Annotated in this window: 23 protein-coding genes; 15 read left to right on the forward strand and 8 right to left on the reverse strand. The window is 47.8% G+C overall.

From position 1 onward, the window contains the following. The 4 genes from C7387_RS04520 to C7387_RS04535 all read left to right on the forward strand — a co-directional run bounded on the left by C7387_RS04520 (nucleotide 1) and on the right by C7387_RS04535 (nucleotide 3,157). Complete coding sequence (locus C7387_RS04520) at nucleotides 1-525, forward strand: fimbrial protein (RefSeq protein ID WP_006820301.1); 525 nt, start codon at nucleotides 1-3, stop codon at nucleotides 523-525. A gap of 99 nt (nucleotides 526-624) precedes the next feature. After that, nucleotides 625-1,095 carry a fimbrial protein gene (locus C7387_RS04525; protein ID WP_244922342.1) on the forward strand — a complete coding sequence of 157 codons (471 nt, stop codon included), beginning with the start codon at nucleotides 625-627 and terminating at the stop codon, nucleotides 1,093-1,095. A 17-nt stretch (nucleotides 1,096-1,112) separates the two neighbouring features. After that, nucleotides 1,113-2,030, forward strand: a complete 918-nt coding sequence (locus C7387_RS04530) for a fimbrial protein (protein ID WP_120816175.1) — start codon at nucleotides 1,113-1,115, stop codon at nucleotides 2,028-2,030. 551 nt (nucleotides 2,031-2,581) lie between these two features. Further along, nucleotides 2,582-3,157 carry a transcriptional regulator gene (locus C7387_RS04535; RefSeq protein WP_006820298.1) on the forward strand — a complete coding sequence of 192 codons (576 nt, stop codon included), beginning with the start codon at nucleotides 2,582-2,584 and terminating at the stop codon, nucleotides 3,155-3,157. Nucleotides 3,158-3,530: 373 nt separating this feature from the next. Here C7387_RS04535 and C7387_RS04540 read toward each other — a convergent pair whose 3' ends face one another. Genes C7387_RS04540 through C7387_RS04575 form a run of 8 tightly spaced genes read right to left on the reverse strand, consistent with a single transcriptional unit; the run spans nucleotide 3,531 to nucleotide 8,299 of the window. Further along, the gene (locus tag C7387_RS04540; RefSeq protein WP_006820297.1) at nucleotides 3,531-4,034 is read right to left on the reverse strand and encodes a lytic transglycosylase domain-containing protein; all 504 of its coding nucleotides are present in this window, start codon (nucleotides 4,032-4,034) and stop codon (nucleotides 3,531-3,533) included. Between the two features lie 44 nt (nucleotides 4,035-4,078). Next, on the reverse strand, nucleotides 4,079-4,435 hold the full coding sequence (locus C7387_RS04545; RefSeq protein WP_120816176.1) for a type III secretion system protein: 357 nt from the start codon (nucleotides 4,433-4,435) through the stop codon (nucleotides 4,079-4,081). Next, entirely contained in the window at nucleotides 4,428-5,108 is a 681-nt protein-coding gene (locus tag C7387_RS04550; protein WP_006820295.1) for a hypothetical protein, read from the reverse strand. The genes C7387_RS04545 and C7387_RS04550 overlap by 8 nt, the downstream gene beginning before the upstream one ends. Next, nucleotides 5,089-5,616, reverse strand: coding sequence for a type III secretion protein (locus tag C7387_RS04555; RefSeq protein WP_244922343.1), 528 nt, complete (start codon nucleotides 5,614-5,616; stop codon nucleotides 5,089-5,091). The genes C7387_RS04550 and C7387_RS04555 overlap by 20 nt, the downstream gene beginning before the upstream one ends. 20 nt (nucleotides 5,617-5,636) lie before the next feature. Continuing rightward, complete coding sequence (sctJ, locus tag C7387_RS04560; RefSeq protein WP_120816178.1) at nucleotides 5,637-6,407, reverse strand: type III secretion system inner membrane ring lipoprotein SctJ; 771 nt, start codon at nucleotides 6,405-6,407, stop codon at nucleotides 5,637-5,639. Further along, nucleotides 6,407-6,730, reverse strand: a complete 324-nt coding sequence (gene sctI / locus C7387_RS04565; RefSeq protein WP_006820292.1) for a type III secretion system inner rod subunit SctI — start codon at nucleotides 6,728-6,730, stop codon at nucleotides 6,407-6,409. The genes sctJ and sctI overlap by 1 nt, the downstream gene beginning before the upstream one ends. A gap of 50 nt (nucleotides 6,731-6,780) precedes the next feature. Continuing rightward, on the reverse strand, nucleotides 6,781-7,044 hold the full coding sequence (locus C7387_RS04570; RefSeq protein WP_006820291.1) for a type III secretion system needle complex protein: 264 nt from the start codon (nucleotides 7,042-7,044) through the stop codon (nucleotides 6,781-6,783). Next, nucleotides 7,037-8,299, reverse strand: coding sequence for a PrgH/EprH family type III secretion apparatus protein (locus C7387_RS04575; RefSeq protein WP_211326890.1), 1,263 nt, complete (start codon nucleotides 8,297-8,299; stop codon nucleotides 7,037-7,039). The genes C7387_RS04570 and C7387_RS04575 overlap by 8 nt, the downstream gene beginning before the upstream one ends. A gap of 441 nt (nucleotides 8,300-8,740) precedes the next feature. On the opposite strand from C7387_RS04575, the gene C7387_RS04580 reads away from it, so the two are divergent. From C7387_RS04580 to sctS, 11 genes are read left to right on the forward strand one after another with little or no spacing between them, the layout of a single operon-like run. Next, on the forward strand, nucleotides 8,741-9,610 hold the full coding sequence (locus tag C7387_RS04580; RefSeq protein ID WP_006820288.1) for a helix-turn-helix domain-containing protein: 870 nt from the start codon (nucleotides 8,741-8,743) through the stop codon (nucleotides 9,608-9,610). Continuing rightward, nucleotides 9,603-11,384 carry a type III secretion system outer membrane ring subunit SctC gene (sctC, locus tag C7387_RS04585; RefSeq protein WP_006820287.1) on the forward strand — a complete coding sequence of 594 codons (1,782 nt, stop codon included), beginning with the start codon at nucleotides 9,603-9,605 and terminating at the stop codon, nucleotides 11,382-11,384. The genes C7387_RS04580 and sctC overlap by 8 nt, the downstream gene beginning before the upstream one ends. Nucleotides 11,385-11,398: 14 nt before the next feature. Then, a complete protein-coding gene (gene sctW / locus C7387_RS04590; RefSeq protein ID WP_006820286.1) occupies nucleotides 11,399-12,520 on the forward strand; it encodes a type III secretion system gatekeeper subunit SctW in 1,122 nt (373 codons plus the stop codon). Between the two features lie 47 nt (nucleotides 12,521-12,567). Beyond that, nucleotides 12,568-14,619, forward strand: coding sequence for an EscV/YscV/HrcV family type III secretion system export apparatus protein (locus tag C7387_RS04595; RefSeq protein WP_006820285.1), 2,052 nt, complete (start codon nucleotides 12,568-12,570; stop codon nucleotides 14,617-14,619). A 12-nt stretch (nucleotides 14,620-14,631) separates the two neighbouring features. After that, entirely contained in the window at nucleotides 14,632-15,039 is a 408-nt protein-coding gene (locus C7387_RS04600; RefSeq protein WP_120816180.1) for an InvB/SpaK family type III secretion system chaperone, read from the forward strand. 17 nt (nucleotides 15,040-15,056) lie between these two features. After that, complete coding sequence (gene sctN, locus C7387_RS04605) at nucleotides 15,057-16,352, forward strand: type III secretion system ATPase SctN (RefSeq protein ID WP_006820283.1); 1,296 nt, start codon at nucleotides 15,057-15,059, stop codon at nucleotides 16,350-16,352. Next, a complete protein-coding gene (locus C7387_RS04610) occupies nucleotides 16,336-16,797 on the forward strand; it encodes a hypothetical protein (RefSeq protein WP_006820282.1) in 462 nt (153 codons plus the stop codon). Before sctN ends, C7387_RS04610 begins: the two co-directional genes overlap by 17 nt. Then, complete coding sequence (locus C7387_RS04615; RefSeq protein WP_158592516.1) at nucleotides 16,778-17,809, forward strand: SpaN/EivJ family type III secretion system needle length determinant; 1,032 nt, start codon at nucleotides 16,778-16,780, stop codon at nucleotides 17,807-17,809. Before C7387_RS04610 ends, C7387_RS04615 begins: the two co-directional genes overlap by 20 nt. Further along, complete coding sequence (locus C7387_RS04620) at nucleotides 17,806-18,729, forward strand: FliM/FliN family flagellar motor switch protein (protein WP_120816182.1); 924 nt, start codon at nucleotides 17,806-17,808, stop codon at nucleotides 18,727-18,729. Before C7387_RS04615 ends, C7387_RS04620 begins: the two co-directional genes overlap by 4 nt. Further along, a complete protein-coding gene (locus tag C7387_RS04625) occupies nucleotides 18,719-19,390 on the forward strand; it encodes an EscR/YscR/HrcR family type III secretion system export apparatus protein (RefSeq protein WP_120816183.1) in 672 nt (223 codons plus the stop codon). Before C7387_RS04620 ends, C7387_RS04625 begins: the two co-directional genes overlap by 11 nt. Then, nucleotides 19,387-19,641, forward strand: coding sequence for a type III secretion system export apparatus subunit SctS (gene sctS, locus C7387_RS04630; RefSeq protein ID WP_006820278.1), 255 nt, complete (start codon nucleotides 19,387-19,389; stop codon nucleotides 19,639-19,641). The genes C7387_RS04625 and sctS overlap by 4 nt, the downstream gene beginning before the upstream one ends. Nucleotide 19,642: the final 1 nt, after the last annotated feature.

Consider the following 19,642-nt stretch of genomic DNA (forward strand, 5'->3'; position numbering starts at 1 on the left):
GTGAAGAACAAAGTTTATGGCGGCTGTGGAAGGAGCCTGGCGCTAGCGCTGCTGTTGTCCGGGCCAGGCGTTCAGCTCACTTCGGCGCATGCCGCAGCAACCGGAGACAGTAACGATATTTCCTTTCACGGCACGCTGAGGATCCATCCGTGCCACATCAATAACGATCGTGATGTAAACATCCACTTTGACAATGTTGGCATCCATAAGGTTGACGGGGTGCGTTACCAGCAGGCTATCGCCTGGCAGCTGATTTGCGACGACGTTGACCCCACGTGGCGTCTGACCCTTGCGGTAAACGGCAGCGCAACGTCCTTTGACCGCAGCGCGCTGGCAACCAATATTCGTGGGCTGGGGATCCAGATTAAACAGAACGGTCAGTTGATGGAGATTAACAAACCCCTCGACATTCTTTATCAGCATCCGCCCACGCTTGAGGCTGTGCCGGTAAAAGATCCCAGCATCGATGAGCTGGGCGATGGGGCGTTTTCTGCTACGGCAACGCTGCTGGCCGAGTATTTATAAGGAGCAGGAATGGGGAGTAGAACGATAGCCGGAAGCAACGCGGGCATACTGTTGTTAATGATGGTTTTAGCCGGTCACGCAGCGGCAGGAAACGGTGGTGTGAAAGTCACCAGCGACAACCTGAAATTTGACGGGACGCTGGTGGCCGATCCCTGCGAGCTGGACCCGAATACGACAGATATTACTTTGGATTTCGACACAGTAATCGATACCTATTTATACCTTAACACCCGTACCCACGCGCAGCCCTTCACCCTCAGGCTTCTGGAGTGCGATCTGAGCCTGGGTAATCAGGTAGAGGTCACGTTTAAAGGGACGCAGAGCAAGGAATTACCGGGTTTTCTGGCGCTTAGCAACTCGACCGCCAGCGGCATTGCGCTTGGCCTGGAGCAAAAGGACGGCACACCCTTGCCGCTCAATAAGACCGTGCCCGCTTTTACGCTCGCCAGTGGAACTAATGATCTTGTGCTGTACGGTTACGTTATTGGAGAACCTTCCGCGCTGGCCGCACATACCTTGCGCCGTGGAGCATTTGAGGCGCTGGCGACATTCGAGCTTAATTATCCCTAGGAGATTCACATTCAGATATGAAATTACCCCTATTTATTATGCTGCTGGCGGTGCATCAGGGCGCATGGGCCTACTCGTGTAACTCCATTGGCTGGAATGGCGGAGATGCTAATGTTAACGTAACCGTCAGTCCGGACGTCAATACCGGTAGAAACAAGATTGTCGATCTCCGTTCGCAGATCAGCTGCAAGAACGACTCTGTAGACGGCGGTTGGGTCGATTCGATGTGGCTTGCCAGTAACGGAATGAGCCTCAATTCCGCCATTTTCAAGGATCTTAAGGGCGGCGTTATCATTTCTGGAAAGGTTTATCCTGAACCTGTACCTGAAGTTGAGATTTTTAGTCTCAATGCCCAGGAAACTAAAAGCTTACCCGTAGAGCTTTATTTCGAGCTAACCAGCATGGGTAAGTCGTTGCAGATCAGGCGGGGAGACCAGCTTGCACAAATTAAGTTTATCCAGAGAAATAACCACGGTGCGCAAAACTATTACATCTGGTATTTCATTGCGGCGAACGATGTCGATATAAACACGTCAACTTGCAAAATCCTCTCTGGAGAGATGTTGTTAGTTGAACTGGGAGAGCTTGAAAGAAGTGAGATTCAAAGCTCAGGAACTTCTGCACAGACGGTGGAAAAAAGCCTCAACATAACCTGTGATGTCACCCATGAAGTTGATTTTGAAGTAAAGATGAACACAACTCCTACCTCTTGGAATAATAATGCCATTACTACCAGTAACAATAATCTCGGGGTCGTCATGCGTTGGAACGGGAATATTGTTACAAACGGTAACACGCAGCAGCTTAGTGTGGTAAATGGCAGTATTTCGGTACCACTGAGTTTTACGCCAGTCAAACCTACCTCGGTCAGTTATGAAGATATAAAAACAGGTGCTTTTAACGCCTCGGCGACATTGATCATCACCCAGCAGTAGGATTGCTTGAGGCGTTTTTTGATAGAGCGTCTTACCAGCGCGTGTTATGTTTCTGCCTACAAAAAAGAGGGTGTATTAAGTATTTCCTTCTCATAATACGTATTCATATTGTTAGTTATCATTCAGGAAAAGTAAATATTCATGTAGCGTGAAGACATTACTTTCAGTGGCGACAGGGACGTCCTTTTTCAATACTTCTTATAAGGGTGAACAGACTAAAAATGTGTTCCTAAAAATAAACTGAGTGATTTGTTTTGGCTATTGACTAATATGGATTGATCGCTGAAAGCAATTTCACACATTATGATTTGAATGGTAAAATATTATTTCATAAAACAGTAAATTCGCATCGAGATCAATTCTGTTGTCTATATCGTGATAAAGAAGGCATTACTCCCCGCTAATTTGTTAAATTAAAGTTACCAGTGAGTTGGGTTTTTGTTGTCTGAAGATTTGGCAGGATATATTTAAGATCATGGATTGATATATTCACTCATGCGTTTTCCTGAAGGTACCTTCACTCATAAAGCTAAACGCCAGAGGGATTTAAAATGAAAAAATGCGTAGTAAATACAGGAAAAATTTACTTTCTTAATTTCACATTTAATCCAAAATCCAGAACGCTGCAACAAGACGATACCGTTTTACAATTAAGGAAAAAACAGTCAGATGTGCTTGCATTACTTTGCGCACAATACCCTGAACCGGTTTCCCAGGCTGAATTTCTTGCTGAAGTATGGGGAGGCGGTTATGTGACTTCGCAAAGCATCGCACAGATGATCCGTTCTTTAAGAGTAAGCCTGGGAGATGATACGAAGAGTATTATTGTCACTATCCCAAAGTTGGGGTATCAACTCACAGCCGAGCCCTGCTGGGAAGAGCCTGAAGCGGAACCCGATAAACCTGGCTATGAGTCATCTTTTCCTGGAAACATCGAAGTAGATAACGTTTCCTTTTCAACCCAGTCGATGATTAACGTCATTCCCGTGAGTGCTAATTCGATGTCGGTTATCCCTTATTCTGCTCCCAGAACGGTGCCAGACAGAAAGAGGTTTTCGCCGCAGACGTTTTTTTTAAGTACAGTAGCTGCAATTTTTTTTTGTCTCTTTTCATTTTTTTTGCCATGACGGCAAGAAGTAACACCTTGGATTTTATTAAAAATCATAATGATATTGGCCAGATGCCATTAGCTAACCTCGTCCCGCCGGTTGGCAATAATTTTTTGTACTGTTGCAACGCGGCTGAAGGAGTAATCTGCCACCCTAAAGCGAATTTGTTGAGCGCTCAATGCGTCACGCTGCAAGATATACCTTAAAAAAATTAATAACGTTAGATATTATTGCTTTAGAATTTATTAGCAGACAACAATTAAACAGCGCAATGAACTTTTTTTGCCAATGATTTTTTAGTCGCTCACCTGTTGAAGCTTATCGACTTTGCGGCCTCGTCATTCTGATGCCAAAACGCAAGCAAGATGCTTGCGTTATTTCTTACTCCTCGTTATCGACAGACGAAACGCTCGCGGATGCCTTCTTGTCTGGCCACTTCTATTTTATCGATGACTGCTGTTTGATGTGCAATCAGGGAAATTATTTTTTTGACATACCTGTCATGATGCACCGGCGTCTTTGAATGATAGTTACCGATTCCATCCCACGTATAGCCATAGCGTTCAATACTTTGCTTGAGCACCCAGGCACCTGAAAAAACATTAGCGCAGCTATTCTCTCGTAACAAAGTTTCATCAATGCCCAGGGATTTCAAAGCCTTAAAATGCACCGTGTTAATTTGCATTATGCCAACATCTACGGTGCTATTCGTATTGTGATTCATTGCCTGCTGACGGTTTCTGGACTCTTGCCAGATAATAGCCTTGATTAGCAGAGGGTTAATCTGGAAGCACTGCGCGGCTTCGACAATGCAATCAACCTTTTGTGCTGTAACCAAAGGGGGGAACAAAAGGGATAAGGTTAAAGCAACGGGCGTAAATGATTTTATTTTCATGATTTGTATACCCGGCACTATGCCGGGATTAATAGCAGAGAAGGTTATAACGACGGATCGCTGTCGGTCTCGGTGAAACTTTTATACATCATATTATTAAAAAACATATTCACGCCGAGCAGTTGGAAGGTGCGTTTGTCCAGCACGTTGTTCGCATAATCTTTGTACTCATCGGTATTGCGCAAATAGGTATCTGAGTAGAGCAGCGCTTCGTTAAGTTGGTGCATCGATACGTTCTTATCGGGGGAAAGTGCCCGCATTTCATCCATCATATCGCTCAGCTTGTGTTCGGGCTTATTCTGCTGAAAATAGTGGAGCACTTTATCGTTAAAGCTCTCATCCGACGATTCACCGTCTTTAAAGTACGGCGAGGAAGAGGCAATACTGTTGATGCTATTCATTGTTTTCATCCTTATCTGAGTTAACGGCTTCTGAAGGCATCCGGTGGCTCATAGCGATGAGTTTCCCTGCCAGATTGCGAAGCATGTCGGGCGTCAGGTTGTTGATGGTTTCATTAAAACAGGCGGTCTTTTCATCCGCCTGCTGTAGCCACGTGCAGCAAAGCGTTTCACTAGGAAAGCGCACCGCATCCATGTCATTTTGCACAGTGATGTGATTATCTTCGGTATACAGGTAGTTCGAAATGTCCGCGCCGTCCGGCAGCTTTACCGCTCGGGGAATAACGATGCGCAGCGCTTTCTGATGCCCGCACTGTTCCTGAAGGTGATGGATAATGCGCTCAACGATCATTGGATCGTGTAAGGACTGGTTGAGCGCTGTGGCGATCTGCTGGCGAAATACTTCCTGCCGCTTATGTTGCTGGCGCTGATACTCGTCAAGCAGCGTCACCAGCTGCGAGAAAAACAGCTCAAAGCCGGTCTGGAACGCTTGCCTCTCACAGTTTTCACGCAGCCTGACCGTCTGTAACTCATACTCGGCATGAATTTCACTGCAGCGATTTAGGGTACGTTCCAGCGCCACAGCCATCCGCTGATGGCGGGTTCGCTCAGAAGATTTAATCAACGTCAGGCGATGCAGATCTTCGGGTAACTCATCAATAGTAATGGTGCGCATAGGTGAAGGCCATTCGTAGCAAATTAATGTGGTTTAGCGTTTTGGGGGCCGTGAATTGCGCAAGCGCCATGCCGGAAGGAAAGTGCAGCATCAAACGCTGTCGCAGCGCGGCAGGTAACCCCGGGAACTGCCCCAGAAGGAACGTTGCGCCGCAAGAAGCGGTATCAAACGGGATATCGCCTTCAAGCGTTACCTCGTGAAGCAGCGGCAAAGAGATAAAGGCCTGCAGACGCGGGTCAGACATCAGCACAGCGCCCATTTCAGGCAGCCTGTTCCGCTGCAGATAGCCACCAATCAAATGTGCAGCAAGGGGAATCAGATGCCAGTGCGAAAGCAATAGCGAACACGTGGCTTCGTCGGGCTGCCAGCGAGCAGGTAGGTCAGAGAGTTTGCCGCACCTTAGCAGCCAGAAATTAAGTAGCCTGTCCTCTCGGAATTCACTCGCCCGGAATATCTCCGGCAGGTGGCTGCGATGCGTGTAGCTTGCCGGGGCGTATAAAATGGACATTATGCGCGAATCTCCGACTGTCATGGTTTCGCGGCCTCGTCCTCAATCAGTTCTGCTGCGTTATCCTGGGTTGAAGGCGGGCGGCGGCTAAGCTTATAGAGCATGAAGCCCGCCGTGCCGGCAGCGCACAAAGCCATAGCGGAAAAGAGGATAATCCACAAGGCAGGGATGCTGGCGGGTACTCTGATCGGCGCAACGTACTGGATAACCGGGGCGGGGAACAGAACCACCGAAATATTCTCGTAGCGCACGTCATCGAAACTATTTTTGATCAACGTTTTTATCTGCGAGATAAACAAATTATCGTCAATCTCGCCTTTATAGGAAATAAGCACGCCGACGTGGCCGGTGGCTTTTTTTCCGCTCGTATCGTTATTAAAGGGGGGATAGCTGACGTGAACGCGCGCGTTGACGACCTGAGCTATCATGCGTAGCGATTGCTCAAGCCGCTGCTCCTGTAATGAGAGGACGCGGGCCTGCTCGGCGTTAGGGGAAGCAACCAAAGAGCTTTCCGGAAAAGCCTGCCCGATCTGAACGTCAGCGGCCCACGGCAACTGGTACTGATTAATGATAGACAGTGCGGCGGTACTTTCAGACTCCCCGACCGAGACGGTATAGCCAGCCTTAAGATTGCCGTCCTTTTTCGCTGAAATATTATGCTGCTGCAGAATAGCGAGAACCTGGTTGGCCTGCTCCTGGGTAAGGTTGAAGAGTAGGTTCTCGTCATTACAGGCGCTAAGCATAAAAGTTAACAGCACGGCAGCGAGGACGCGTGAATATTTGTTCATCATTATTGCGATTTTTCCAGAGTTTCTATGGTGCTCACCGCCTTGCGTGCAAGAGTACTCACCAGAGAAACGTAGTTACTGTATTCACCGATATAGTTTTGCAGCATCTGTAGCTTCTCCGGATTGCTGGTGTAATGCGGAGACTGACTAAGGGTATTAATCACATTTTTAAACTGCGCATCGGTCTCGCTGACTTTAGTAAACGTGCTGGACACTAAATTATTAAAATTTCGATCGTGAACGCTTACGGATAGGTTATCTTCAGGGTTGATGGTTTTTGGCGAGAGCTTGGTTAATGCCGACAAGGCTTCATTAAATTGACTCATAATTACTCCAGAATAGAAAAGGGTACGAGAGCGACACGTACCCGTGTTAATTAACGGAAGTTTTGAATAATGGCTGCGCCAATATCCTTATAGGCTTTCACGGTACTGGTCTGCGCGTTACGAAACAGCGTGTATTGCTGTAGCTTCGACTGATAGTTGGCCAACACGGCTGGATCAGACGGGTCGGCTTTCAGCGCCTCCTCAGCTGTCTTTAATTCTTCCATCATTTTTTCAGCACCCGCTTCGAAGCCAGCGGATACTTCATCCAGATAATAGCCATTGTTATCTACAGTACGCGCGTTTGTATCAGCCATTTAAGTCTCCTTGTTTTAGGGGAAAGTACCAATGACGAGGGTTCAAAAACAGATAGCCATTAGAAGAGTCAACATATGACTTATCCTGTAACCAGTTTTCGTCGAGATTAATTGAAAAATTAATCACGCGGCTTCCCCATTGGTGATTGAACTGTTTAATGAAATGCTGCAAAGAACGTAGAGCGCTGTCGCTCAGGGCATCACGTACCACCAAAGCATAACCGCTAGTCGAATTAATTTGGCGGTAATAAATGTGCAAACGATCCAGGCCCTGCCGAGCATCCTGTAATAACTGATCTTTTGTTTTTACCAGGATTTTGATATCGAGAGCAAACGGGATTTTTTGCAAAACAATAGCTTTGAAATTTTGCTCTTCCTGCAGGGTTAATCCTCTGTAAAGTGCAATTGCCGGCTGCTGAGGTTTAGAATAGTCAATTTGTAAAACGGGGTAGCCCGCATTCGCCAGCTGCGAAATGACTTCATTTCTTTGCTGTGTTAACCAAACAGGAACCACGCTGTCCCTGTCCTGCAATTTGAAGAGCGCTTCCCGCGTCCATTCCATTGCCTGAAAGTTCTGAGTAAGAACGTAGATAAGATTATTATCGCGGCCACGAACAATATCTACAGGCATCGGTGCGCCTGCTAACACCTCATTTAAGGTTAAAACCTGCCGATCGCTTTCCCGGTTTTTATACCAGATAACGCCCGTGGTAATCACAAGAATTAAGAGAATGACTGAACCGAAAATCAGGGCATGATTTTTTTTTGCATTAAACTCTTGCAGCTTATCCTGTTCGCTAAATTCAGCATCGAGGGCCGGAGGAAGATTGAAGTTTTTAATCTCTGCTGGCCAGTCATCTTCGTTACGCTTGATGGCAAAGCGGATGTGCTCATGAACGAAAACTTCATTTTCTTTCAGCAGCGCCGGGTAGCTTCTATCTACCCCCTGTACTTCAAGACGATATCCTTCGTCTGACTCTTCATCCCGGAAAAGAGCCGACAAACGAAGGATAATGTTGGGTGACGGCATGTCACAGGGGAGATAAAGCGTATTCTGCGTATAGGCTGCGGCATGATCTCCAGGCGACATCGTTGCAGTAGCGTTATCCTGTAGTGCAAGCCCCGGGTTGATGATGAGAAAGTAATCGTCTGCTGGAAGGTGGAGTTCACAGCCAAACATGGGTCCAAACAGCACCTTCAGGGTGAATTTTTTCTGTGCCTCTGGTACAGGCATATCATCATGTAATTCGTTCATGTCGCTGTTCATAGAAAAGGCCATTAATAATGGAAAACAAGCAATCGTACGAGCATGGCTCTTGCGATTCTATTTTAATCTGCACTACAACTTCCTAATGCTAAGCCGTTCCATTTAATAGTAACGGTCTCAAAAGCAATGAAGTGCCTCGCGCATGAAAAACATTATTCCATTCGCGATGAATTTATTTGACGGTATGCGGGTAGTGCATCTTTAAGACGGCACACTGTAGCGCTACTGATTATTAAACTCAATGTTGTTTGTTGATTTTTTGTTGAATATTTTTTTATGATATTTATTCTTTTTTTATCTCTTTCAACTTGCATTGACGAGCAAGAATTTTCTGATAAATTCACCGGCACTTCGAGGTGTTGTATTAGATAGTTCTTAATCGAGTGCTTGAATATTACTTCTAAACACAAACTGAGGTAAGAGGAAATTATGCTGGTTAGTAATGCTCAATGCCATCAGAAAAACATAATTCGGCAACGCGCAAATGATAGCGCGCATGCGGGAATGCTGCTTTTCGTGAGTGATGAATGTATCGAATTAAATAACGGCATGTTGTTTGCTCGTCCGCTAAACAGTGAATCTGTTATGGCTGTGTCTGCCTCAGGTGAACTGCGGGAGAACTATGACGATCGCCTGAATAATATTCTTCACCCCATTGTGTTATCGACTCTGGATAACATGGAGATTGCTTTTGGGGGGGATTGGATGGTTGAAATACTGTCGATGTCACAGGCCACCACGCTGTTTTCATTCCTGGATTACCAGGCTAAATCTCGTAGCGTTATCGCCGAGCCGCGCGAGGGGGAGACAAATACTTCCTTACTGATGCATACCGAGCGGAATCTGGTAATTTTAGTAGACGATGAATGCAAATCGCTGATGGGGATGTTGATTTTTACATTATTAAAGCCCAAGGACCACCGTCTGGGAAATCTATTTTCGTTTGTCAGGAATGTCGAAAGCTATTGGATTGCCCATTTTCTTTTATCTCAGGTAATGAATGAAGATAAGGAGAGTGACAGTCATAAGATTGGTAATGCCAGTAAGATCTACGGCGTATCTGAATCCTATTTTAGGAAGCTTTGCCACCATGCTTTTACCAGGGGACCAAAAAAACAGTTACGCCTTTGGCGAGCGGCTCACAGTGCCCTGCAGTTGATTGAAAAAGATAATTCAATTTCGGCTATCGCAGGAAATAACGGCTATGCGTCGTCGTCTCATTTTTCTAGTGAAATCAAATCACTGTTCGGCATTACACCGAGGGAGTTTAAAAAATTGGAAGGCTTGCTTCATGAATAAGATGGTTGCGAAACTGCCGGTTCGCTACCTGCCGTATTTATTGCTGGGAGTATTGAGCTGTAATTCGGCGGTCGGCGCATTGTTGGATACTCAGGATTACTCGGGCGGCCCAGTCGATGTCCGTAACGGTTCGCGGGATGATGAAAATACTTATGTCGCCAGTAATAACAGCGTCCAACAGCTTTTCTTTGTGATCGGTGGCGCGCTGAATAAACCCTTTGTTGTCAGTACGGAGGCGGCCAAAAAACGGGTCTCAGGAAATTTCGATCTTAGTAAGCCGAAGGAGCTGTTAAATACCTTAGCTTCACGTACAGGGCTTATCTGGTATGACGATGGCAGCTCCGTGTATGTTTACGATGCCAGCGAAATCAAAAGCAGCATTGTGCGCTTGTCCTACGCGCCGTTTGACCGGCTGGTGGCCTTCATCAAGTCGTCAGGGCTGTACGACGCTCGTTTCCCGCTGCGTTCAGACGGGCGCTCTGGCTCTTTTTATGTCTCCGGGCCGCCGGTCTATGTCGAACTTATCGCGGCGGCTGCAAAGTATATTGATGCAACCTATGCCCGTCCCGGAACGGGTGAAAACACGATCCGCGTGATCAAGCTTAAAAACACTTTTGTGAACGATCGCACCTTTACCCAGCGTGACAGCCCTGTCACCGTGTCGGGCGTTGCGACGGTGCTGAACCAGTTGCTGAATAACTCTGTCGATAACCGTGGTGGACGTTCAGCACCGGCCGGGGCGAATATCACCGTAGATAATGATACGCGAGGCGCGCTTGAGGCCGCTTCGGCCACTCAGAAGGGAAATTTTCCGCCGTTGCCTTCATTTAATTCGGGATCATCGGCGAAGCGGGAGTATGTGTCAGATTCCCTCGGCCAATCGTCCATCAATATTGTCGGCTACTCGGATACCAACAGCTTGCTCATTCAGGGTTCCGAAAGGCAGGTGAGTTTTGTTGAGGATTTAGTCAGCGCTATTGATGTCCCTAAACAGCAGATTCAGCTGTCGCTGTGGATCATTGATATTTCGAAGGATGATATTAACGAACTGGGGATTCGCTGGCAGGGTGCGGCAAAAATAGGCAATACCGGCGTTACTTTTAATACCAGTTCACTAACTCCGGAAAACAGCATTCATTTTCTGGCGGACGTATCCGCGCTTGCGAAAAAAGGCAATGCGCAGGTGGTTTCACGTCCGGAGATCCTGACTCAGGAAAATGTTCCGGCACTATTTGATAATAACAGTAGCTTTTACGCCAAGCTGATTGGAGAGCGTAACTCCTCACTCGAAAAGATTACCTACGGCACCATGATTAGCGTATTGCCGCGTCTGGCGCAGCGCCAGCAGGAGATTGAGATGATCCTGAATATTCAGGATGGAGGTCTGCCCCTCAACTCTGATGGTAAAACCGAAAATGTCGACAGCCTACCAATGGTGAATAACACCCAGATAAGTACGGAAGCGCGCGTGCCTGTGGGCTATAGCCTGCTGGTCGGTGGCTACAGCCGTGACCAGGATGAACATCACAGCGTGGGTATCCCGCTCCTGCGCGACATTCCTGTATTGGGCAAGCTGTTCGATTACAGCTATACCAGCCACAAGAAAATGGTTCGCTTATTCCTTATTCAGCCAAGTTTACTTGCAAGCGGCGAAACCTGGCAGGGTCGGGGAACGGAGGAAAATAATCCCGTGCTGGGCCGAACTTGGGTGGGGAACGAGGTAACGTTGAAATCGACGGTCTCCATGTTACGTGAAACGATGAAAAACAATTAAGAACCAGGTGAGTTATGGACATTCGTTCTGTTGCTAGCGTTGACTTTAATCGCATTGAATCGCAAATCCCGGAAAATCGTAATACTGCAGGCCAGCCCGTATTTGATGCGGGCGAAGACGCGCTGCCGATTAATTTGCAGGAAGAGATGAGTAATGCCGCTGAGGAAATGGCCGATCTCCTCAGCGCATTTGGTCGCTTTAGCAAAGCCGGGCGTAAAAACGACAGCGCAGATAACGATTTTGTCTCCTCTATGCTTGAGGATCTGGCTGATGAGAAACTGGACACATTAATTAAGCATGTGGCCAAACTGCGTGACCTCAATAACCTATTGAACTTTGCCCGCCAGCTTTTCCCGGATGACAGCGATTTAATGCTCGCGCTGCGTGAAATGCTGTTGAGCCGCCAGCTCTCTGAACTTCAAAAGAAGAAAATTAAAGAAGCGATCGCCGATTTAGAAAAATTTGGCGACACCAAAAAAATGCAGTCAGGAATGAATGTAGGTCGCCTGGCAAAACGGTTTAGCGACGGTAGCAGTGACAGGCCGCTGTCGGCAAAGGATCTGCGCAATAGCTATCTTAATTTTCTTGAACTCGAGATGCCCGCAGGATTTATCTACAAAGACTGGATTGATGTTTATGGTTATCAGAACAGAACGCGTTTATTGGCCTTCACACTGTCGGCACTGATTGCTGATATGAAGGCCAATGAACCCGGTATTCACTCTTCTGAATTTGGCCCGCTCAGTGCAAAACTGTCAGATGCACGCTTGCTCCACACGCTGGACCAGCTGCTAAATGAAAGTTTTGCTAAATTCCCATTTCGGGGACAGATGAGAAATAATCAGCAGTTGCTGGGCGAGGCGGATGTTGTAGGGCTTTATATGGCGGGTTTAGTGGATGCTGACGAATTCAAATTAACGTTAAAAGAGTTCAGTAAAAATTTTATGTCATTGCTGTTGCTCAAGCAGCGGTCGATGGTCATTCAAGAACTGCGCAATGTTTATAATATGACGCCTGAGTTTCTCTTCGTCGATACGCTTTATCGGGAAGTCATTGTTAATCATCTGGCTGCGTTGCTGCGTAAAATGCTCGAAAAAGAGAAAAATACCGGAATCTGGAATGAATATTACAAATAGTCGCAGACAAACTAGTTTGTCTGCCATGGATTGATGTGCAACTACTCATGCTTAGACGATTTATTCTTGAAATTCGTAACAGGCCAGAGCTTATTATCTTAACGATAATGGTTATGGTCGTGGTGATGTTGATTATCCCGTTGCCAACATACCTGGTTGATTTCCTTATTGGACTCAACCTGACGATGGCACTGCTGATTTTTTTGGGTTCTTTTTATATTACAAGGATTTTGGATTTTTCGACTTTTCCATCAATTCTGCTCATTAGTACGATATTCCGTCTGGCAATCTCAATCAGTACCAGTCGTCTGGTTCTGGCAGATGCCGACGCCGGGGAAATTATTGCCAGCTTCGGGGAGTTTGTCATTGCGGATAACCTGGTGGTGGGTTTTGTAATCTTCTTTATCGTTACTATCGTGCAGTTTATCGTCATCACCAAAGGGTCGGAGCGCATCGCGGAAGTGGCCGCACGATTCTCGTTAGATGCCATGCCGGGTAAGCAGATGAGCATCGATGCTGACCTCAAGGCAGGGGTTATCGATGAAAAAGAAGTCAAGCGTCGCCGCAGCGATCTTGAAGCTGAAAGCCAGTTATACGGCGCGCTTGATGGTGCGATGAAGTTTATTAAGGGCGACGCCATCGCGGGGATCATTATTATCTTCGTGAACTTACTGGGTGGGATTGCTGTGGGCACATTACAGCACGGCATGGATTTATCCCATGCGATGTCTGTGTTTACTTTATTGACCATTGGCGACGCTCTGGTTGCACAAATCCCGGCGCTGTTAATCTCCATCAGCGGCGGCCTGATTGTCACCCGCGTAAATAACAGTGAGAATACGAACCTCGGTTCGAAAATCTTGCAGGATATGTTTCATAATAAATTCATCCTGCTTGTTACGGCCGTATTGGCTATTGCTCTGGGGCTATTGCCGGGCTTTCCTCTGCCGGTCTTCGCTCTGCTGGCCGCTTTACTATTAGGTATATTCATCAAGGATAAGCTTGATGCTAAAAAGGGTAAAAAGCCGACAGTTAATTCTGTAGAAGAAGATGAAGAACCGGTACTGAAAAGCAAACCGGTGATGATCGACGGTGAATATATCCCAGAAACGATTCCGCTCATCATTACCGCCTGGAAAGGCTACGAGAACTATTTCCAGGAGCATAATTTGTGCTCGCTGCTCAAGCGTAACTTCTTTGTTGAGTACGGCGTTCGTCTGCCGGAAGTAGTGATGAACTACGACCAGCAAATGGTGCGCGGCAAGCTGTCGGTTGCAATCAATGAAATTCAGGTTGCGACGTATGATATTTTACCGGGCATGTGCAAAGTGCTGATGCGTGGCGACGAGCTGCAGGTTATTGACTCGACCGTGCAGGCGGTAGAAACGGCTCAGGGTATCGCCTATTGGATCCCGGAAGAACGGAGTGAAACAGCCTTACAGCTTGGCTTTTATTCAAGAACGGCGATCGATGAATTCTATGCCTGCGTCTCCACTTTGCTGGTGCACAATATTTCCGAGTTCTTCGGCATTCAGGAGGCCAAAACGCTGCTTGATGATTTGGAGAAAAAATATCCCGAGCTACTCAAAGAGTGTTATCGAAATAATACCGTGCAGCGTATTACCGAGGTTTTCCAACGGCTATTACAGGAGCGTATTTCTATCCGCAATATGCGACTGATTCTTGAGGCCTTAGTCCAATGGGCGCCTAAGGAAAAGGACCCCATTATGCTGGTGGAGCACGTTCGCAGTGTGTTATCACGTTATATCTCAAACCGCTTTGCGGCCAACGGGCAGATACGTACTCTGGTTATGTCGCACGAGATGGAGAGCCTGGTTCGTGGTGGAATTCGCCAAACTTCTGGCGGGACATTTATCAATCTGCCGCCACCGGAAACTGAAAGTATTATCAGAAGCCTCGAGCAATGCATTAGCAGCAACGGTGCTAACGCTCGCGATATTATTTTGATGGTATCACTGGATATTCGTCGCTTTGTGAAAAAGATCATTGAAGGAAGCTACCCGGAAATGGAAGTGCTTTCTTATGGCGATGTTGCATCCGGTGTGGATGTTGATGTCATTGGTTCGTTAGAAAATTAATTGAGGTAATAAATGAAATACGACGTTGTTGCACTGCTCTCCACCATGCTTAACGATGCCGGAATGGCTGATATCCTGGATAGCGATCTGAGCAACCACTCAACCATCTCTCTGAATATGAAAGATGATATTCCAACTATTCACGTCAGAAGTGAAGATGATGAAGTATGGGTGTGGGCAAAAATTGTTGAGCAGGCTCCAGCCTCTTTAAGCTATTGCAGCACGAGTCTATTGCCGCTGATGCTGAATCATAACGAAGAATATTTTTACACCGGACAGCCGTGTCTATACCCCGTTGACGGCAATATTGAACTGCGTGCTCAGGTGAAAGAAAAATATCTGCAGGCGCCGGATGATTTTTTATCAATGCTGGATAACTACCTGTGTATTTTGCAGGAATACCGTACCGTACTGGTTTAATTACTGAGGTTCACACAATGGTAGCCCAATGCCTGGTTCATCTGGCACACCCGTTACGTATTCAGGGAAATGTGATTGAAGCACATTTGCCGGGGACGCGCATCGGTGAGATATGCGAGATTCAGAAATCATTACTTGAACCCGAAGTGCTGGGGACGGCCCAGGTGATTGGGTTCAATAAGGAACATACGTTACTGAGCTTGCTTAACGATAATCAGGGCTTTTCACGCAGCAATGTCCTGCTGCCGACCGGCAAGCCTTTTCGTATCGATGTTCATAAAAATATCGCCGGGGCAATCATTGACGCAACCGGTACTGTTCGCGGTCGCCTGGACAACGCCGTGCAGCAGAGTTTGACCGGTGCGCAAAGCCTGGAGGCCTGCGGGGCGCCTAAAGATTTTACCCAGCGCAAGCCTATCGCTAAATCTCTGGCGACCGGCGTCAGGGCAATTGATGGTCTGCTGACCTGCGGCAAGGGACAGCGTATGGGGATTTTTGCTGCGGCGGGCTGCGGTAAAACCTCTTTGATGAGCATGATCGTTGAACATTCCGAAGCGGATATCTACGTCATCGGGCTTATTGGCGAGCGTGGACGTGAAGTCACCGAGTTTGTTGAAGAGTTGAAGCGTTCGTCGCGCTGTTCACAGATCGTGCTGGTTTACGCAACGTCAGACCGTTCCTGCGTTGAGCGCTGCAACGCGGCGCAGATTGCCACGACGATAGCCGAGTTCTTTAGCGAGCAGGGTAAAAACGTACTTCTGTTTATAGACTCGATAACCCGCTATGCGCGAGCGCTGCGTGATGTGGCGCTAAGCATGGGAGAACTGCCCGCCCGAAGGGGCTACCCGGCATCCGTATTTGAGGCTTTGCCGAAATTACTGGAGCGGCCTGGACGCTTTTTAACCGGTTCCATCACTGCCTTTTATACGGTGCTGATTGAAAATGAGGAGGAGTCGGATGTCATTGGCGATGAGGTCCGCTCGATTCTTGACGGGCATATTTATCTTAGCAAAAAACTGGCCGCGAAGGGACACTATCCGGCGATTGATATTATGCAGAGCATTAGCCGCGTATTTTTACAGGTAACCGACCCGGAACACCGTCAGCTAGCAAAACGCTTTCGTGAATATCTGGTACGTCAAAAAGAGATGCAGCTCTATCTGGATCTCGGCGAATATCGGCGCGGCGAGAATCCGGAGAACGATGCCGCTTTTGATCGCAAAAACCAGATGGAAGCTTTTCTCCAACAAAGCATGGACGAAAAAACCGGCATGCAGGCCTGTCTGGAGAGCTTACATGGAAGCGTGGCGTAAAGGGTGTGAGTTTGTCTCCCTGCTGGAGCGCAAACAACAGATTCTGCAGGGCGATATCGTAAAAACGGAAAACCGATTAGCGAAAATAAGGCTGACAATTGCTGAGTATCAGCAGGAGTGCGCGGATATTAACCAGCAGATAAGAATGTTAACCCCTTCCGGTTTACACAGCCGTGCGGATATTTATAAGGGAATAAGGCAACAGGGAGCTTTATTGACTCACCAGCAGTTGGTTCTTCATAAAATAAATCAGCTGGAAAATGAAAAATATAATCTGGAGAACAAACTTGAGCAGCATCGCGCCGCAATGATTCTGTTGGATAAAAAGCACTACAAACTTTCTTATTATTTACAGCCGCTGCGCCGCGAATATATACGCCGCTGCGACAATGATGCAGAAAACGAAATTCAGGAGATTGCGGGTTATGGTAGAAAAAGTTTCTGAAGTCAGTATGAGCGTTGCGTTGAAGGGGGATTCAACGCCGGATGACAACGCGCTGCTAAAACATATAGCGAAAAAGAAAAAACAGAATGAGGGTGGCGAGAGTATTTCGCTGGCCGCCATGCTACCGCCTGGCGCTCTGGTTCGGTTAACGACTCCCTTAGCACAGGGGGGAGGCCTGCATAAAACCGAAAAGCAGGCGGCTAAAGAAGTCGCTAGCGCCTCTTTGAGCCTTGCCGCAGATCCACGCCAGACGAAGAAGGGCGATGGCCTGCGCCGGCAGGTGGCGTTGGCCTTTACTGGCCAGATGGCTACAGCGAATACAGGCAAAAACTCCGTCATCGTCCAAAAAGGCGGGGTCACCGACCCGTTAAGCAACAAGGCTGCGGCAAGTGCATCCAGGTCCGAGGGACCATCCACCACTCCTGTAGCCGTAAACGTTGCAACAAATACGTTCATAGACGCGGTTACAAAACTTCATCAATCCGCAACGGCTCAGCACTCTCAGGCTGCCGCCCTGGTAAACCCGGTCATCGTCACTGTATCTCCCCCGGCGGCTGAAGCGGGCCGCCAGGAAAAGCCGTTACGGATAAAGGAAGACTCTGGCGAAGTAAGACCGTTTTGGCAGGGGGAGAAGCAGCTGGATAGCGTGGTGCCAAAGCAGGGCGAAGCAGCGGCACAAAGCAGAAATAGCCCCGCAACGCTCCAGCAGTTGAAAACTCAGGCCGGTTTGGGAAGCGGGGTGAAAGGCGGAAACGAAGGCCAGATGCTCGAAGTGAACTACCAGTTTCAACGCTGGTCTGGCGACCATTCGGTCAGAATTTCGGTGCCAACCGAAGCTCGCCGGGAAGGGAATGTCACTTTGCTTCCTTCTGATGCTCGTGCAGCGGATGTGCTGCTCCGTAATATGGGCCATTTGACAGGTCTCAGCCCCGATCTTCTGCGCCCACAGCAGGAGCGAGATGAACAGCAGCAGCGCCGGCAGCAGCAACAGCAGGATGAGGATCAGGAATGAGTTTGAGAGGTCATTTACGCAAGCTTGACGGCCGCCAACTGGCGCTTGAACTGCTGCGTAACCATCACCCCGGCAGCGAGATCGTTGGGTTTAGCAGGCAAGAGTGCTATCTGCAGGTGCAGCTTGAGGATAAGCAGGGTAGCCGGGCGCAGGCCTGGCTTAGCGTTGACGCCTGGCTCGGCTACATGGATGTCCACCTGCCTGACATCCCATGGTCGGAGGTTCCCCTCAACTATCTGGCACGCTGGTTAAACCATCTCGAACTGAGCTTTTTGATCGAGGAGCAGGTGTGGGATGCGGCACAAATTACGTTACCCGCAGGCGCCCTGCCGGAAAAGGCGCTTGCGATCCCCGCAGAGCCTTGCCAGTTGCTGTGCCTTGACTGGCCACCGAGCGGGGAGCGTGCATTGCATGTGCCGGCCATCTCTGCCAATCAGGTGCCTTTCCAGCTGAACTACGTGCTGGGATACAGCCAGCTTTCTCTTGCCCAGTTAGCAGACGTGGCAGCAGGGGATTTGCTGCTGATAAAACAGAACTTGTCCCATCTGGCGGTAGGCAAACGACGACTTTTTAAACTGAGTTATTACCCTAATCAGGAGGTTATTGTGGAAGAGCAGTTAAAAGAGCATTACCAGGAATATTATGAAGATGAGGTTTTGCACGACTGGACCAGCCTGCCCGTCAATATTGAATTTGTGCTGGATGGCCGGACGGTGACCCTGGCGGAATTAGATGCAATAACGCCGGGCAAGTCATTGGAGCTGACTCCACAGGCGGAACAAAATATTAAAATTTACCTCAACAAAAAGCTATTTGCCCGCGGTGAGTTGGTGGCTCTGGAGAATGGATCACTGGCGGTTGAGGTTAATCACGTGAACCCCACTCTGCCAGGTAACAGGGTGCAGCCTGATGTTGAGTAATGATATTTCTTTAATTGCGCTATTGTCGTTTTTTACCTTATTGCCTTTTATTATTGCCGGGGGAACTTGCTTTATTAAGTTCTCCATCGTGCTGGTGATGGTGCGCAATGCTCTGGGGATCCAACAGGTACCGTCGACCTTAACCTTAAATGGTGTGGCGCTTATTCTAAGCGCTTTTGTCATGATGCCTGTGTGTCAGAAAATTTCCGGCTATATAGAAGAAAATCATATTGACTTCAATGACAGCAGTTCGGTAACTCAACTTATGGATCAGGGGTTGGGAAGTTACCGGGCTTATCTGGTGAATTATTCCGATCATGACTTAATCCGGTTTTTTAATAAAGTACAGCAGCAAAGAACCGGTGAGCCGGAGCCTGAAGTGGAGGACCATGAATTAACGGACCTGCCGCTCATGACACTGATGCCAGCCTATGCGCTAAGCGAAATTCAGAGCGCATTTAAAATTGCGTTTTATCTCTACGTCCCGTTTGTGGTCATCGATATGGTGGTTTCTAGCATCCTACTGGCGTTGGGGATGATGATGATGAGCCCGGTGACCATCTCGATTCCTATTAAGCTCATTCTGTTCGTCTCAATGAACGGTTGGAGTATGTTAACTAAAGGACTGATCGCCCAGTATGCCGATCTGATGACATCATGAGTAATGTATTATTTATTGGCAATTCCGCGCTGCTAGTTGTACTAAAGCTAACGGCGGTGCCTATCGCCTTTGCTACCATCGTTGGCATTATCGTTGGCCTGTTTCAGACAATCATGCAAATTCAGGAACAAACGCTGCCTTTTGGGCTGAAAATGCTGGCTGTATTTGCCAGCATTTTTATGCTAATGGAGTGGTTTTCGGCCGAAATGATGAATTTCGCCACTCAGGCTTTTTATATGGCTTTTCGTTAAA

It is taken from the genome of Yokenella regensburgei (genome assembly GCF_003634235.1).
Taxonomy (GTDB): Bacteria; Pseudomonadota; Gammaproteobacteria; order Enterobacterales; family Enterobacteriaceae; genus Yokenella; species Yokenella regensburgei.